Source organism: Pseudomonas sp. JY-Q (assembly GCF_001655295.1).
In the GTDB taxonomy this organism is placed as follows: Bacteria; Pseudomonadota; Gammaproteobacteria; order Pseudomonadales; family Pseudomonadaceae; genus Aquipseudomonas; species Aquipseudomonas alloputida.
The window spans coordinates 4444371-4460296 of sequence record NZ_CP011525.1 but is presented as its reverse complement, the minus strand read 5'-3'; the positions used below and the strand labels follow the sequence as shown (position 1 = coordinate 4460296).

Genomic DNA, 15926 nt, shown 5'->3' with positions numbered 1-15926 from the left:
GCCATGCCAGCGCTGTGCCGGCCGAAATCAGGGCGTTGGCACTATTTCGGTTGCACGCGGGTGGGCATATGCTTGCCCGTGATAGGCATCATCTTGCCGCTCGCGGCAATCAACACCACTGTCGGCAGCCCCTTGATCGGAGCGCAGTTGCTGGGCATCAGGGAGAGCGTCCATGAGTCAAGACACCAGGCCGGTACCTGCCGGCTTCAGTGAACAGCAGTTGCACACCTTGTTCGATTTGATCAGCGACGGCATCTGGGATTGGAATGCCAATACCGGCTACGTTTATCGCAACCCGGGCTGGTACAACATGCTGGGTTATGCCAGCCACTCCATGGCCAACTCGGTATTTACCTGGGAAAGCGTGATCCATCCCGAAGACTACCCCCGGGTAATGGCCCATTTCGAGGCCTATATCAATCAGCGCAACGAGCGCTACCGCATTGAATACCGTTGCCGTTGTCAGGACGGCAGCTACATCTGGATCGAAGACAGCGGCTACGTCATCGCGCATAACGAGGACGGTTCCGTGGCACGCATGCTGGGTGCGCATCGCAATATCGACGCTGGCAAGCGCTTGGTGACGCAACTGGAACAGAAGAACCAGTCGCTGGAATTTCAGGTGGCCGAACGCACCCGTGAGTTGTCCAGGGTGAACCAGCAGTTGCAGCGGCAACTGGACGAAAACCGTGAATTGGCCGAACGCGATGCGTTGACCCGTGTTGCCAACCGTTACCGGCTGGAGAGCGCGTTGCAGCGGGAGTGCCAGCGCGCCCAGCGCTTCCGCCAGCCGTTGTCGCTGATCTCCATGGACATGGATGATTTCAAACCGATCAATGACCGCTACGGTCACGCCCGTGGCGATGCGGCGCTGGTCCGGGTGGCCGAAAGCCTGCGCACCTGCTTGCGCGAACTGGACCTGCTGGCGCGCTGGGGCGGCGACGAGTTCGTCATCGTGCTGCCGCAGACCGCGTTGGGGGAGGCGCTGGATGTGGCGGCGCGCTTGCGCCAGGTGCTGGAGCAGGTGGAGCCGGTGGGTGATTGCCGGCTGACCATGAGCTATGGCGTGGTGCAATGGCTGGAAGGGGAGGACCAGCACGCGCTGCTGGCGCGTGCCGACAAGGCGCTCTACAGGGCCAAGGGTACAGGCAAGAACGCAATTGCCGAGTAGCTAGTGTGGTGTTTCACAAATAACGACCATAATTCGCGGCGCTTTTTGCGCTCATGCGGCGTTGTCGCTCCTCGCCGTAGCTGGGCTACGACTCGTCGCGACGCCTTGCCTGAGCGCAAAAATCGCTCGCGAGTTATTGGCCGTATTTGCAAAACACCACACTAGCCCCTCAAAGAGCGCGCTGTTTTCTGGAGGCTTGGATGGCCTGAATGAAAAAAGACCCGCAGCGCCTCTCGGCGCAGCGGGCCAAATCGGCCTCGGCCGCTTCAGTGTCAGATATGCAAGGCGTGGCCCAACGCGCGCAGGGCGGCTTCTTGCACCGCTTCACCCAACGTGGGGTGGGCATGAATGGTGCCGGCCACATCTTCCAGGCACGCGCCCATCTCCAGCGATTGGGCAAACGCGGTGGATAGCTCGGAGACCGCCACGCCAACCGCCTGCCAACCCACGATCAGGTGGTTGTCACGGCGCGCCACCACCCGCACGAAACCGCTTTTCGACTCCAGGCTCATGGCCCGGCCATTGGCGGCAAACGGGAACTGCGCGACGATGCAGTCCAGGCCCTGCTGGCTGGCTTGTTCCGGGGTTTTGCCGACCACCACCACTTCCGGGTCGGTAAAGCACACGGCGGCAATCGCTGCCGGCTCGAAGCGTCGGGCCTTGCCGGCGATGATTTCGGCGACCATCTCGCCCTGGGCCATGGCCCGGTGCGCCAGCATTGGTTCGCCAGCGACGTCGCCGATGGCCCAGACGTTGTGCATGCTGGTATGACAGCGCTCGTCGATGGCAATGGCGGCGCCGTTCATCTTCAGGTCCAGGCATTCCAGGTTGAAGCCCTTGGTGCGTGGCCGGCGGCCAACGGCCACCAGTACCTGGTCGGCCTCCAGGCGCAGTTGCCCACCCTTGCCGTCGCTGGCCAGCAGGCAGCCATTTTCGTAGCCCTCGACGCTGTGGCCCAGGTGCAACGCGATGCCCAGTTTCTTCAGCGACTCGGCCACCGGGGCGGTCAATTCGCTGTCGTAGGTCGGCAGGATGCGCTCACGTGCTTCCACCACACTCACCTGTGCACCCAGCTTGCGATAGGCAATGCCCAGCTCCAGGCCGATATAGCCACCGCCGACCACCACCAGGTGTTGCGGCAGGGCTTTCGGCGCCAGAGCTTCGGTCGAGGAAATCACCGGGCCACCCAGCGGCAGCATCGGCAGTTCGACACTGCTGGAACCGGTCGCCAGCAACAGATGCTCGCACTGGATACGCTGGCCATCGACCTCGACCTGCTTGCCGTCCAGTACCTTGGCCCAGCCATGCATCACTTTCACCCCGTGCTTTTTCAGCAAGGCGGCCACACCGGTGGTCAGACGGTCGACAATGCCGTCCTTCCAGGTGACGCTCTGGCCGATGTCCAGGCGCGGCGAAGCCACGCTGATGCCCAGCGGCGAGGGTTCGGTAAAGCGCGAGGCCTGGTGAAACTGCTCGGCCACGTGGATCAGCGCCTTGGACGGGATGCAGCCGATGTTCAGGCAGGTGCCGCCCAGTGCCTGGCCTTCCACCAGTACGGTAGGAATGCCCAGTTGCCCGGCGCGGATGGCTGCTACATAGCCGCCAGGGCCGCCGCCGATGATCAACAGGGTAGTCTGGATAATCTGTTGCATGCTCACTCCACGAACAGGCAGGCGGGTTGTTCGAGCAGGCCACGCACGGCCTGGATGAACAGGGCGGCGTCCATGCCATCGACCACGCGATGGTCGAACGAGCTGGACAGGTTCATCATCTTGCGCACGACGATCTGGCCGTCGATCACCACTGGCCGTTCGACCATGCGGTTGACCCCGACGATTGCCACTTCCGGGGTGTTGACCACCGGCGTGCTGACAATGCCACCCAGGGCGCCGAGGCTGGTCAGGGTGATGGTCGAGCCGGACAGCTCTTCACGGCTGGCCTTGTTGTTACGTGCAGCGTTGGCCAGGCGCGAAATCTCGCCGGCATTGGCCCACAGGCTGCCCGCTTCGGCGTGGCGCAGCACGGGTACCATCAGGCCGTTGTCACCCTGGGTGGCAATACCCACATGCACCGCGCCATGGCGGGTGATGATCTGCGCTTCGTCGTCGTAGGTCGCGTTGATCTGCGGGAAGTCACGCAGCGCCACGACGAGGGCGCGCACCAGGAATGGCAGCAAGGTCAGCTTGCCGCGGCTGTCGCCGTGCTTGCTGTTGAGTTGCTGGCGCAGGGCTTCCAGGGCGGTGACGTCGATTTCCTCGACATAACTGAAGTGCGCGACCCGGCGTTTGGCGTCCTGCATGCGCTGGGCGATCTTGCGGCGCAGGCCGATCACCGGCACCTTTTCGCTGTCGGTGCGCTTGGCATAACCATCAGGTGCTTGCCCGGCATTGCTTTGCGGCTTGCTCATGAAGGCGTCGAGGTCTTCGTGCAGAATGCGCCCGGCCGGGCCGCTACCATGCACATAACGCAGTTCGATACCGGCGTCCAGGGCGCGTTTGCGCACGGCCGGCGAGGCCAGCGGCTTGTCGCCCGGCTGGCGCGGCACGATGGGCGCAGCTTCGTGGTTGGCGGGCGCCTGGTACACGGCGGGTTTTACGTCTTTCTGCGGTTCCGGCTTGGCTGCAATCGGGGCGGCCGGGGCCTCTACCGTTTTTGGCTGAGGCACGTCCACATGGTTGCCGCTGCCTTCCACTTCGATGCGGATCAGTTCGCTACCGACCGCCATCACTTCCCCGGGCTGGCCACCCAGGGCCAACACCTTGCCGCTGACCGGCGAGGGGATTTCCACAGTGGCCTTGTCGGTCATGACGTCGGCCACCACCTGGTCCTCGGCGATGATGTCGCCGACCTTGACGAACCATTCCACCAACTCGACCTGCGCGATGCCTTCGCCAATGTCCGGCATCTTGATGACGTGCGTGCCCATTCAGACCTCCATGACCTTTTTCAGTGCCGCACCTACCCGCGAAGGGCCGGGGAAGTAAGCCCATTCCTGTGCGTGAGGGTAGGGGGTGTCCCAGCCGGTGACGCGCTCGATCGGCGCCTCCAGGTGGTGGAAGCAGTGCTCCTGCACCAGCGCCACCAGCTCGGCACCGAAGCCGCAGGTGCGGGTGGCCTCGTGCACCACCACGCAACGGCCGGTCTTTTTCACCGACTCGACGATGGTGTCCAGGTCCAGCGGCCACAGGCTGCGCAGGTCGATCACTTCGGCATCGACGCCGCTTTCTTCGGCGGCCACCTGGGCCACGTACACCGTGGTGCCGTAAGTCAGTACGGTCACGTCATTGCCAGGGCGGGTAATGGCGGCCTTGTCCAGCGGTACGGTGTAATAGCCGTCGGGCACGGCGCTGTGCGGGTGCTTCGACCACGGGGTTACAGGGCGGTCGTGGTGGCCATCGAACGGGCCGTTGTACAGGCGTTTGGGCTCCAGGAAGATTACCGGGTCGTCGCATTCGATCGAGGCAATCAGCAGGCCTTTGGCGTCATAAGGGTTGGACGGCATCACGGTGCGCAGGCCGCAGACCTGGGTGAACATCGCTTCCGGGCTCTGGCTGTGAGTCTGGCCGCCATAGATGCCGCCGCCGCAAGGCATGCGCAGGGTCAGCGGGGCAATGAACTCGCCGGCCGACCGGTAACGCAGGCGGGCCAGCTCGGAGACGATCTGGTCGGAGGCCGGGTAGAAGTAGTCGGCGAACTGGATCTCCACCACCGGGCGCAGGCCATAGGCACCCATGCCCACGGCGGTACCGACGATGCCGCTCTCGGAGATGGGCGCGTCGAACACGCGCGATTTGCCGTACTTGTTCTGCAGGCCTTCGGTGCAGCGGAACACGCCGCCGAAGTAACCGACGTCCTGGCCGTACACCACCACATTGTCGTCGCGCTCAAGCATGACATCCATGGCCGAGCGCAGGGCCTGGATCATGGTCATGGTAGTGGTGGCCATGGCGGTTTCCGGGTTGATGCTGTTGTTGTGGTCGTTCATCTCAAACCCCCAGTTCCTGGCGTTGACGGCGCAGGTGTTCGGGCATCTCCTTGTACACATCCTCGAACATCGAGGCGGCGCTCGGGATGTGCCCGTTGGCCAGGGTGCCGTACTGCTCGGCTTCTTTCTGTGCGGCAATCACCGCAGCTTCGAGCTCGGCCGTGACGGCCTGGTGTTCTTCTTCGGACCAGTGGCCGATCTTGATCAGGTGCTGCTTCAGGCGGGCGATCGGGTCACCCAGCGGGAAGTGGCTCCAGTCATCGGCAGGGCGGTACTTGGAGGGGTCGTCCGACGTCGAGTGCGGGCCGGCACGGTAGGTGACCCACTCGATCAGGCTTGGGCCCAGGCCGCGGCGGGCGCGCTCGGCAGCCCAGCGCGAGGCGGCGTACACGGCGACGAAGTCGTTGCCGTCAACCCGCAGCGAAGCAATACCGCAACCCACGCCACGGCCGGCAAAGGTGGTCGACTCGCCACCGGCGATGGCCTGGAAGGTGGAAATGGCCCACTGGTTGTTGACCACGTTGAGGATGACCGGGGCGCGGTATACGTGGGCAAAGGTGAGGGCGGTGTGGAAGTCTGACTCGGCAGTAGCGCCGTCACCGATCCACGCCGAGGCGATCTTGGTATCGCCCTTGATCGCCGATGCCATGGCCCAGCCGACCGCCTGCACGAACTGGGTCGCCAGGTTGCCGCTGATGGTGAAGAAGCCGGCTTCGCGCACCGAGTACATGATCGGCAACTGGCGGCCCTTGAGGGGGTCGCGCTCGTTGGACAGCAGTTGGCAGATCATCTCGACCAGCGACACGTCGCGGGCCATCAGGATGCTTTGCTGGCGGTAGGTCGGGAAGCACATGTCGGTGCGGTTCAGCGCCAGCGCCTGGCCGCTGCCGATGGCTTCTTCGCCCAGGCTTTGCATGTAGAAGGACATCTTCTTCTGGCGCTGGGCAACCACCATGCGGCTGTCGAAGATCCGCGTCTTGAGCATGGCGCGCATGCCTTGACGAAGGATCTGCGGGTCAATGTCTTCGGCCCAGGGGCCTTGCGCGTCGCCTTGCTCGTCGAGCACGCGGACCAGGCTGTAGGACAGGTCGGCAGTGTCGGCAGCATCGACATCGATCGCGGGTTTACGGGCTTGACCTGCATCGTTGAGGCGCAGGTAGGAAAAATCGGTCTGGCAGCCTGGCCGGCCGGTGGGCTCGGGCACATGCAAACGCAGGGGGGCGTACTCGTTCATGCTTTTTACGCTCGCTCGGGTATTTGTTTTTGTGAGCTCTGAAGCGGCCGCCGCTGAGTACCGGCTTGTGACTGGTAAGTCAGCGTCACCTACATCTTAGTGGCCCGGCAGGAGAATTTTTCTCTCAAGTTGATTGCCTTTGCTGAGCGGGGCAGATAAACATTCCGCATAAACACAAAAAACCGGTGATTTTGTCTTATGCGCAAACTCGATCGTACTGATATCGGCATTCTCAACAGCCTGCAAGAGAACGCCCGCATCACCAATGCCGAGCTGGCACGCTCGGTGAACCTGTCGCCCACGCCTTGTTTCAACCGGGTGCGGGCCATGGAAGAGCTGGGGGTGATCCGCCAGCAGGTGACCTTGCTGTCGCCTGAGGTGCTGGGGCTGGATGTGAATGTGTTTATCCATGTCAGCCTGGAAAAACAGGTGGAGCAGTCGTTGCATCGGTTTGAAGAAGAGATCGCCGAGCGGCCCGAGGTGATGGAGTGCTACCTGATGACCGGGGACCCGGATTACCTGTTGCGGGTGCTGCTGCCGAGCATCCAGGCGCTGGAGCGGTTTCTCGATTACCTGACGCGCTTGCCGGGGGTGGCCAATATTCGTTCGAGTTTTGCCCTGAAGCAGGTGCGCTACAAGACGGCGTTGCCGTTGCCGGCCAATGGCATGACCTTGCGGGAGTAGGGGGCTGTGCCGGCCTCTTCGCGGGTGAACCCGCTCCTACACGGGGCGCACCCACCTGTAGGCGCGGGGTCACCCGCGAAGAGGCCGACACAGGCACCTATATAGGCTGCTTGATATTTTAAACACCCGCAGCCTATGTTGTTGTCAGCCTACAACAACAAGGACAAGCGTCATGAGCACCGCTCAGCTCCAGGGCATCGATGAAATCGAATGCGTCACCCCCGACCTCAACGGCGTCCCGCGCGGCAAGGTGATGACCGCCGACGGCTTCCTCGAAGGCCGTCGCCTGCAGATGGCCCGGGGTGTGCTGCTGCAGTGCATCATGGGTGGCTACCCAGCGGCGAAGTTCTACGGCAGTGATGACGGCGACCTGGCACTGGTGGCCGAACCCAGTCAGGTCCACCGCCTGCCCTGGAGCAAGGACGGCCGCGCCTTGGCCATCTGCGATGCCAACGAGCTGGATGGCCGGCCCTCGGCACTGTCCACCCGGGGCCAGCTAAAAGCCGTGATAGCCCGCTATGCGGCACTGGGCCTGGCGCCGGTAGTGGCAACCGAGCTGGAGTTCTTCGTCTTTGCCCCCAACACAGACCCGCAGCAACCGTTCCTGCCGCCTGTAGGCAGCGATGGCCGCCGCGAGCTGGGCCATTCGGCGTTCAGTGTCAGTTCCAACAACGGCCTGCGCCCGTTCTTCAAGGAGGTGTACCACTGCATGGCCGCGCTCGGCCTGCCACGTGACACCTTCATGCACGAAATGGGTGTCAGCCAGTTCGAGATCAACCTGCTGCACGGCGACCCGCTGCTGTTGGCCGACCAGACCTTCCTGTTCAAGCACCTGCTCAAGGAAGTGGCGCTCAAGCACGGGCTGACGGTGGTCTGCATGGCCAAGCCGCTGGCGCGTACGCCCGGCAGTTCCATGCACATTCACCAGAGCCTGGTCGAGGCCGGCAGCGGGCGTAACGTGTTCAGTGACGAGCAGGGCCTGCCGACAGACACCTTCCACCACTTCATCGGTGGGTTACAGGCGTGCATGGCCGACTTCACCGCCCTGTTCGCGCCCAACGTCAATTCCTACCAGCGCCTGTGCCACCCCTATGCCTCGCCGAACAATGCGTGCTGGTCCGAGGACAATCGCGCCGCTGGCTTGCGCATTCCGGCCAGTGCACCGGTAGCGCGACGGGTGGAAAACCGCCTGCCTGGCGCCGATGCCAACCCGTACCTGGCCATTGCTGCCAGCCTGGCCGCCGGGCTGCATGGCATCGAGCAGCGCTTGCAACCGTCGCCGGCCATCCAGGGCGAATTCGAAGTGCCCGAGCACCTGAGCCTGCCGTGCACGCTGCACGCGGCCCTTGAAAGGCTCAAGCGCAGCGCGCTGGCGCGGGAACTGTTCGGCAGCGAGTTCATCGAAGGCTACATTGCCAGCAAGACGCTTGAGCTGAGCGATTTCTTCGGCGAGATCACGCCGTGGGAGCGCCGGGTCCTGGCGGCACAGGCCTGAGCGCGACACAACCTGCACCGGGCACGCCCCCGCAATGCCAAATAGCTGTCGGGGGGCCTGCGCCAGGCGGTTTTTGCCTTTATGCTGCTAGCACCCAAAACTGCCACCTGACCAGGGAGCTCCACGGGACGTATGCGAAATGTATGGAAGCCGTTTCAGTCGTTGTATTTCGCCGCGCTGATGATGTTGATCGGCTCGGGCCTGCTCAGCACCTACCTGGCCCTGCGCCTGGCTGCCGACCACGTCGACAGCCTGTGGGTGGGTGCGTTGATGGCGGCCAACTACTTTGGTCTGGCGGTTGGCGGCAAGGTTGGCCACCGGCTGATCGGACGGGTAGGGCACATACGCGCCTATGCCACCTGTGCCGGTATCGTCGGCGCTGCGGTGCTCGGTCATGGCCTGACCAGCTGGCTGCCGGCCTGGGTCGGGCTGCGCATGATCGTCGGCCTGGGGATGATGTGCCAATACATGGTCATCGAGAGCTGGCTCAATGAGCAGGCCGATGTGAAACACCGGGGCGCGGTGTTCAGCGGCTACATGATTGCCTCGTACCTGGGGCTGGTGCTTGGCCAGTTGATTCTGGTGGTGCACCCGCAGCTCGGCCCTGAGCTGCTGATGCTGGTGGCGATGTGCTTTGCCCTGTGCCTGGTGCCCGTGGCGATGACCCGGCGTATTCACCCGGCGCCCTTGCGCCCGGCACCGATGGAGCCGAAGTTTTTCATCAAGCGCGTGCCGCAGTCGCTCAGTACGGTTTTGGGCTCGGGGCTGATTGTCGGCTCGTTCTACGGTCTGGCGCCTTTATATGCGTCAAGCCAGGGGATGAGTACCGAGCAGATCGGTCTGTTCATGGGTAGCTGCATTTTTGCCGGCCTGCTGGTGCAGTGGCCGCTGGGCTGGTTGTCTGACCGTTATGACCGGGCGGTGCTGATTCGGAGTGTGGCAGTGGGGCTGGCGCTGGCGGCTGCGCCATTGGCGATACTGCCCAGTGTGCCGCTGGAGTTGCTGTTCGGTATCGGCTTCCTGATCTCGTTGCTGCAGTTCTGCCTGTACCCGCTGGCGGTTGCCTTTTCCAATGACCACGTGGAAAGCGAGCGCCGGGTATCGCTGACGGCGATGCTGTTGGTGACCTACGGTGTGGGTGCATGCGTCGGCCCCCTGGCGGCAGGGGTTCTGATGAAAGTGCTGGGCGCGCAGATGCTGTATGCGTTCTTCGTATTCTTTGCTCTGGTGCTGGTCTGGCGTATTCGGCCGAAAGCGGTTACCGGCCTGCATCAGGTGCAGGACGCACCGCTGGGCCACGTGGCGATGCCGGCGGCCGGTTCGCCGTTGTCGGCGGCGCTGGACCCGCGGGTGGATGAGCAGACGGTGCAGGACGTGATGCAGGCGCCGGTGGCGGCTGAAGATACCGAGGATGAAGAGAAGGGCGCGCAGCAACAGGCGCCTGAACCTGAAGAGGTCAGCAAGTCGGTGTAGGAGCGGGTTTACCCGCGAAGAGGCCAGCCCAGCAGAAACACAAATGAAAACGCCACCTCAGCAGGTGGCGTTTTCTGTTTTACCGACCGACGATCAATAATCGTCCTTGTCGAACCGCCGAGCTTCACGCTGCAGCTGGTACACGAAACTCTCGATCTTGCGTTGAGCCTGGCCGCTCAGGTTGTGGAAGCGTACGCCGGCAAAGGTGGTGTTGATGCGCTCTTCATAGTGCAGATGACGCAGCTCGACCATGGTGTCCACCAGGCCCAGTGGGTTGCCCGCCTTGAAACGCTCATACACTTGGCCCAGTTGCAAACGGTCTTCGACATTGCCTTCAAAGCGCAGTTTGCAGCCAGTGGCCGAGATATCCAGCAGCTTGCCTCGCATGGCGCCGTTGCCCTTGAGGTGAGCACCGTCGAGGATGATGTCGACCAGCTGCGATAGCTTCAGCGCGGCGCGGAAGGCGTTCCGGCGCTGGTGATAGGTCATCTCTTGTGGCAGGGCGCCGCTGTAGCAACGGTGGCCGTCGACTTCGCTGATTTTCAGCGTGTGATCGCATTCCCAGGCGATGCGTACACCATCGTGGAAGCCTTCGACACGGAAGTGCTCACCGTTCTCAATGAATTTCTCGCCGTCACGGGGGATCATCTCATCCAGTGCCAGGGTGTTGCTTTCGCGGTCCACGTGCACCACATAGCTCTGGAAGCGCTGGCTGCGGTCATGGAAGGTGATGATCAGGGGGTCGTGGCTTTCCTGCAGCTGCCGCAAGTTGGCCGCAATCTCCAAGGGGGTGCTCAACACCTTGGGTGGTTGCGGGGCATCGGATTCATTGAACACAGCTTATCGTTCTCCAGGCAAAAGCGACACACGCAAGTAACGGCATTTTGCCACTATGTTCTGTGCCTTGATAGAAAAATCACACTTGGCTGAGCGCGCGCGGCTTGGCCAGCGGCGAGGTGCTGCCACGGCTGTCGTAGAGCGAAGGCGAGTCGCCGCCCTGAAGGATGCGAATCTGGTTGTTGGTGACGTGTTGCTGCACCTGGATGATCCGGCCATTGGTCTGGTTGACCTGCTGGCACTCGTCCATCAGTTGCGACAACATGTCGAGCCGCTGCAGCATCACATCACCATGGGGTGACTGCGCGGCTACAGCCTGCACGCCGGTGCGGTCGGCACTCAGGCCCAGGCTGCCGAGCAATTGGCTGCGGCGCTGGCCGTGCTGCTCGAGCAAGATGATCAACGACTGCTTACGCGCCAGGATTTGCTCCAGCAGCGGCATGTCGCGGCCATGCAGGGCGATTGCTTCCTTGTGCAGAAGGTCGAGCAGTTCCTGCATCGGGGCAATGTCATCTTCGATCAGTTGCAGCAAGGTGGTGTCGTGCATGGCTAACTCTTGGCTTTTCTGGCGTCCGTGAAGTCAGCGCGCCGTACGGTCAGCGCTGGGCTTCGAAATCAAGCAGTTTGCTGGCGACCCGGCCGGCATCGACCTGGTAGCTGCCGTCGGCGATTGCCTGCTTCAACTGGGCCACACGGGCGCTGTTGACCACGGGCTCGTCGCGCAGCTTGTCGCTGATTTTCTGCAACTGCTGTGCCTCCTGGCTGAGGTGTACCGCCTCTCCGCTGGCGCTGGTGTCTTTCACCGCTTCCTGGCTGGCTGCCGGTTTTTCGGCGCTGCCGGACGCGGTGTTGCCGCGCACGCCGCCCGTGACGGACGGAGAGTTATTCAAACGACTGAAGTCGATGACCATGATCAGAAACCTCTGGGTATTTGGACGCTTGCCTTGTTTTCGGCCAACCCGATATAAACTTTAGGCACAAATGCATTGCCGCCTGTCGGCAAGCCCGCGAACCCGTGTTCTGACACAGTTTAGGAAAAGCGGTTCCTCACTGCCAGCGCAATCTGGTGGCTGGCCTACATACTGACCTCGACTTGGCCCGGGCCGGTCACCCTGGCCTTGACCACGCGTTTTGAATTGAGGTTGCGTACCCGGATCTGCTCGCTCAGGCCGCCCTTGCTCAGGGCTTCGCCCGGCATGCGCACACTCAGGCTGCCACTGCGGGCAATGATCACCACCTGGTCACCCTTGCGCACTACCTCGGCCTGTTCCAGGTGTTGCGGGGTGAGCACCTGGTCGATCACCGTGGGGCGCAGCATCTTCATGCCCACCGCCTGGTCCAGCTCGGTCAGAAAGCCCTGGCCCAGGGTGCCGACATCGCGCTCGCGCAGGGCCACGTCACCTTCGCCGACCGTGTTGTCGCGCTTGAGCGGGCGGGTCACCACCACCACGTCGCGGAAAAGTCGCACGGTGGCCGGCACAAATACCGTCCACGGTGCTGCGCCGTTGCAACGTACCCGTACCGTCACCCGGCCCAGCGGCTGGGCCGGGCTTTCCAGTGAGGCGTCCAGCTGCTGGCTGCACAACGGCATGCGCAGGCGTGGGTCCAGCGGGTTGACCTGGATTTCATAGCGGCCGGCGGTCTGGGTAGTGGACAGATAATCTTCAACGGTGAATTCAAGAAACCCTTGGGTGACACCGATAAGCTGTTCAGGCAAGGTGAACGCGTTCGCCACCGTGCGAACGCCGGGCATCAGCAGGCACAGCGTGGCCAGCGGGCCAGTCAGCAGGCGTGTCAATCGTCGGGAAAATGTCGTTTTCGTGTGCATGACACTCAAAAAAGCAAAGCCCGTGCCGACTCGCTACCTGAGTTGCAACGAAAGGCTGAAACGTTAAGGAGTCTGGCATGGCGGGTGTTATGGATTCGGTCAACCAGCGCACGCAGCTGGTGGGGCAGAATCGCCTGGAATTGCTGCTGTTCCGCCTCAATGGCGAACAGCTTTACGGCATCAATGTGTTCAAGGTCAGGGAAGTACTGCAATGCCCTGCGCTGACCCTGCTGCCCAAGGCGCACCCTGTGGTGCGTGGCGTTGCCAATATTCGTGGGTCGACCATCCCGATCCTCGACTTGTCGATGGCCACCGGGTTGCGACCGCTGCAGGAAGACACACGCAACAGCTTCGTGATCATCACCGAGTACAACACCAAGACCCAAGGCTTCCTGGTGCATTCGGTGGAGCGCATCGTCAACATGAACTGGGAAGAGATCCATCCGCCACCCAAGGGTACCGGCCGTGATCACTACCTCACCGCGGTCACCCGGGTGGACAACCGCATGGTCGAGATCATCGACGTGGAGAAGGTGCTGGCCGAAGTGTCGCCGTCGTCCGAGTCGGTATCGGCCGGTGTGATCGATGCCGAAGTGCAGGACAAGGCGGTGTTGATGCGGGTGCTGACCGTCGACGATTCGTCAGTGGCGCGCAAGCAGGTCAGCCGTTGCCTGCAGACCGTTGGGGTCGAGGTGGTGGCGCTCAATGATGGCCGTCAGGCGCTGAACTACCTGCGTCAGCTGGTGGATGAGGGCAAAAAGCCGGAAGAAGAGTTCCTGATGATGATCTCGGACATTGAAATGCCGGAAATGGACGGATATACGCTAACCGCGGAGATTCGCAGCGATCCGCGCATGCAAAAATTGCACATCTGCCTGCATACTTCGCTTTCCGGGGTGTTCAACCAGGCAATGGTCAAGAAGGTCGGCGCCGATGACTTCCTGGCCAAGTTCAAGCCGGACGACCTGGCCCAACGGGTGGTCGACCGGATCAAGGCAGCGCATTGAAGCAGCCGGGGGCATGCCCCCGGCACCAGTGATTGAAAAGAGGCGGCAGTAGTGTCTACGGGTAATTTGGATTTCGAACAGTTCCGGGTCTTCCTGGAGAAAGCCTGTGGCATCCTGCTGGGCGAGAATAAGCAGTACCTGGTTTCCAGCCGTCTCAACAAGCTGATGGAACAACAGGGCATCAAGAGCCTGGGTGAGCTGGTGCAGCGCATTCAGGCCCAGCCGCGCGGTGGTTTGCGCGAGCAGGTGGTCGATGCCATGACCACCAACGAGACCCTGTGGTTTCGCGACACCTACCCCTTTGAGGTGTTGAAGAACAAGGTGATCCCCGAGTTCATCCGCAACAACCCCGGCCAGCGCCTGCGCATGTGGTCGGCGGCCTGTTCGTCGGGGCAGGAGCCGTATTCCATCTCGATGGCGATCGACGAGTTCGAGCGCAGCAACCTCGGTCAGTTGAAGATGGGGGCGCAGATCGTCGCCACCGACCTCTCCGGCACCATGCTGACCAACTGCAAGACCGGCGAATACGATAGCCTGGCGATTGCCCGCGGCCTGTCCCAGGAGCGCCTGCAGCGCTACTTCGACCCCAAGGGGCCGGGGCGTTGGGCGGTCAAGCCAGCGATTCGCAGCCGTGTCGAGTTTCGCTCGTTCAACCTGCTCGACAGCTATGCCAGTCTGGGCAAGTTCGACATCGTGTTCTGCCGCAATGTGCTGATCTATTTCTCGGCGCAGGTGAAGAAGGACATCCTGCTGCGCATTCACAGTACCCTCAAGCCAGGTGGCTACCTGTTCCTCGGCGCCTCGGAAGCGCTGAACGGCTTGCCGGACCATTACCAGATGGTGCAGTGCAGCCCGGGGATCATCTACCAGGCCAAGTAAGCACGAAGGCCGGTATCGAGAGATGCCGGTCTTTTTGTTTGCCTATCCGCTGTTCCTGCCGAGCTCCCCGTAGGACCGGGTTTACCCGCGAAGAGGTCGGCCCTGCTGGCCAATCTTCACCCGCCGTTCACCGTTGCTGCCGCTACCGTATTCGCGGGTAAACCCGCTCCTACGACGGATCGGGGGTGGACATAGGTCGGTGGTTGGGCACAGGCCGCGTGTAGGAGCGGGTTTACCCGCGAAGAGGCCCGCTCAGGAAAACACTGACGTCAATTTTTTGTTTTGCCGCTTTTGCCGCCCATCAATTGCCGCTTTTGTCACCTCAGGCGGAAGGCCTTTGCCGCTTTTCTGGCATCAGTCTGACAGTACGATTCCGCCAAGCCCCATGAACAGGGGCTTCTTCGTGGTTGGCACAGCCCTTGCTAAACCAAGCTCAACGAAATTCCGGTCAACCTCTGAAGGTTTCCCCGACATGAGCATCAGTTTCGACAAGGCGCTTGGTATCCACGAAAAGGCCCTGGGCTTCCGCGCTCAGCGCGCCGAGGTGTTGGCCAACAATATCGCCAACGCCGACACGCCCAATTACAAGGCGCGTGACATGGACTTTTCTTCGGTGCTCGCCGCCGAGACCAGCAAGCAGCAAGGCGGCCGCTTCGCCATGGACCGTACCAACAGCCGGCATATCGAAGCCGAAGGCCTCGCCATCGCGGCTGACGATACCCTCAAGTACCGTACACCGCTGCAGCCGTCGATCGACCAGAACACCGTGGATGCGCAGATCGAGCAATCGAACTACACGGAAAACGCGATTGGCTTCCAGGCCAGCTTCACCTTGCTCAACAGTAAATTCAAAGGGCTGGTTTCCGCCCTGCGGGGAGAATGACCATGTCCCTTTCCAGTGTCTTCAACATTGCCGGTAGCGGCATGAGCGCACAGAACACGCGTCTGAACACCGTGGCGTCCAACATCGCCAACGCCGAGACCGTGTCTTCGAGCATCGACCAGACGTACCGCGCCCGCCACCCGGTGTTCGCCACCACCTTCCAGAATGCGCAGGCCGGCAGCAGCCAGTCGCTGTTCGAAGACCAGGGCGAGGCAGGGCAGGGCGTGCAGGTAAAAGGCATCGTCGAAGACCAGAGCACGCTGGAAGCACGCTACGAGCCTAACCACCCGGCGGCGAACAAGGACGGCTACGTCTACTACCCGAACGTCAATGTGGTCGAGGAGATGGCTGACATGATCTCCGCCAGCCGCGCGTTTCAGACCAACGCTGAACTGATGAACACGGCCAAGAACATGATGCAGAAAGTGCTGACCCTGGGGCAGTGATAGG

At 62.2% G+C, this 15926-nt stretch carries 16 protein-coding genes; 8 read left to right on the top strand and 8 right to left on the bottom strand.

Translation table 11 applies throughout. The features are described from left to right. Nucleotides 1-172: 172 nt before the first annotated feature. On the top strand, nt 173-1171 hold the full coding sequence (locus tag AA098_RS20095) for a diguanylate cyclase (protein WP_064614951.1): 999 nt from the start codon (nt 173-175) through the stop codon (nt 1169-1171). Nucleotides 1172-1443: 272 nt separating this feature from the next. Here the strand turns inward: AA098_RS20095 and lpdA are convergent, their stop codons facing one another. Genes lpdA through AA098_RS20075 form a run of 4 tightly spaced genes read right to left on the bottom strand, consistent with a single transcriptional unit; the run spans nt 1444 to nt 6390 of the window. After that, on the bottom strand, nt 1444-2823 hold the full coding sequence (gene lpdA / locus AA098_RS20090; protein WP_003254489.1) for a dihydrolipoyl dehydrogenase: 1380 nt from the start codon (nt 2821-2823) through the stop codon (nt 1444-1446). A 2-nt stretch (nt 2824-2825) separates the two neighbouring features. After that, a complete protein-coding gene (locus tag AA098_RS20085) occupies nt 2826-4097 on the bottom strand; it encodes a dihydrolipoamide acetyltransferase family protein (RefSeq protein ID WP_064614950.1) in 1272 nt (423 codons plus the stop codon). Next, complete coding sequence (locus tag AA098_RS20080; protein WP_003254487.1) at nt 4098-5156, bottom strand: alpha-ketoacid dehydrogenase subunit beta; 1059 nt, start codon at nt 5154-5156, stop codon at nt 4098-4100. It abuts the gene before it with no gap. A gap of 1 nt (nt 5157) precedes the next feature. Continuing rightward, nucleotides 5158-6390, bottom strand: a complete 1233-nt coding sequence (locus AA098_RS20075) for a 3-methyl-2-oxobutanoate dehydrogenase (2-methylpropanoyl-transferring) subunit alpha (RefSeq protein ID WP_003254486.1) — start codon at nt 6388-6390, stop codon at nt 5158-5160. Between the two features lie 198 nt (nt 6391-6588). Here AA098_RS20075 and bkdR point away from each other — a divergent pair, with 198 nt between their 5' ends. The 3 genes from bkdR (at nt 6589) to AA098_RS20060 (ending at nt 10042) form a co-directional block, all read left to right on the top strand. Beyond that, nucleotides 6589-7074, top strand: coding sequence for a Bkd operon transcriptional regulator BkdR (bkdR, locus tag AA098_RS20070; RefSeq protein WP_003254485.1), 486 nt, complete (start codon nt 6589-6591; stop codon nt 7072-7074). Nucleotides 7075-7327: 253 nt separating this feature from the next. Then, nucleotides 7328-8569 (top strand): glutamine synthetase family protein, encoded by a 1242-nt coding sequence (locus tag AA098_RS20065; RefSeq protein ID WP_177342698.1) that lies wholly within the window; start codon nt 7328-7330, stop codon nt 8567-8569. A gap of 132 nt (nt 8570-8701) precedes the next feature. Next, nucleotides 8702-10042 (top strand): MFS transporter, encoded by a 1341-nt coding sequence (locus AA098_RS20060; RefSeq protein ID WP_064614948.1) that lies wholly within the window; start codon nt 8702-8704, stop codon nt 10040-10042. A gap of 93 nt (nt 10043-10135) precedes the next feature. Here the strand turns inward: AA098_RS20060 and AA098_RS20055 are convergent, their stop codons facing one another. The 4 genes from AA098_RS20055 to flgA all read right to left on the bottom strand — a co-directional run bounded on the left by AA098_RS20055 (nt 10136) and on the right by flgA (nt 12707). Next, nucleotides 10136-10879 carry a flagellar brake protein gene (locus AA098_RS20055; protein WP_003254481.1) on the bottom strand — a complete coding sequence of 248 codons (744 nt, stop codon included), beginning with the start codon at nt 10877-10879 and terminating at the stop codon, nt 10136-10138. A gap of 79 nt (nt 10880-10958) precedes the next feature. Next, nucleotides 10959-11426 (bottom strand): flagella synthesis protein FlgN, encoded by a 468-nt coding sequence (locus AA098_RS20050; RefSeq protein ID WP_003254480.1) that lies wholly within the window; start codon nt 11424-11426, stop codon nt 10959-10961. 49 nt (nt 11427-11475) lie between these two features. After that, entirely contained in the window at nt 11476-11790 is a 315-nt protein-coding gene (gene flgM / locus AA098_RS20045; protein WP_003254479.1) for a flagellar biosynthesis anti-sigma factor FlgM, read from the bottom strand. A 164-nt stretch (nt 11791-11954) separates the two neighbouring features. Continuing rightward, nucleotides 11955-12707: a flagellar basal body P-ring formation chaperone FlgA gene (gene flgA, locus AA098_RS20040; protein ID WP_003254477.1), complete on the bottom strand. Its 753-nt coding sequence runs from the start codon at nt 12705-12707 to the stop codon at nt 11955-11957. Nucleotides 12708-12784: 77 nt separating this feature from the next. Between flgA and AA098_RS20035 the strand changes: the two genes are divergently transcribed. The 4 genes from AA098_RS20035 (at nt 12785) to flgC (ending at nt 15922) form a co-directional block, all read left to right on the top strand. Further along, nucleotides 12785-13714: a chemotaxis protein CheV gene (locus AA098_RS20035; protein ID WP_003254476.1), complete on the top strand. Its 930-nt coding sequence runs from the start codon at nt 12785-12787 to the stop codon at nt 13712-13714. Nucleotides 13715-13765: 51 nt separating this feature from the next. After that, nucleotides 13766-14593: a protein-glutamate O-methyltransferase CheR gene (gene cheR, locus AA098_RS20030; RefSeq protein WP_004575768.1), complete on the top strand. Its 828-nt coding sequence runs from the start codon at nt 13766-13768 to the stop codon at nt 14591-14593. 472 nt (nt 14594-15065) lie between these two features. Further along, complete coding sequence (gene flgB, locus AA098_RS20025) at nt 15066-15476, top strand: flagellar basal body rod protein FlgB (RefSeq protein ID WP_012051595.1); 411 nt, start codon at nt 15066-15068, stop codon at nt 15474-15476. Between the two features lie 2 nt (nt 15477-15478). Further along, nucleotides 15479-15922: a flagellar basal body rod protein FlgC gene (flgC, locus tag AA098_RS20020; RefSeq protein ID WP_003254469.1), complete on the top strand. Its 444-nt coding sequence runs from the start codon at nt 15479-15481 to the stop codon at nt 15920-15922. The last annotated feature ends 4 nt before the right edge of the window (nt 15923-15926 follow it).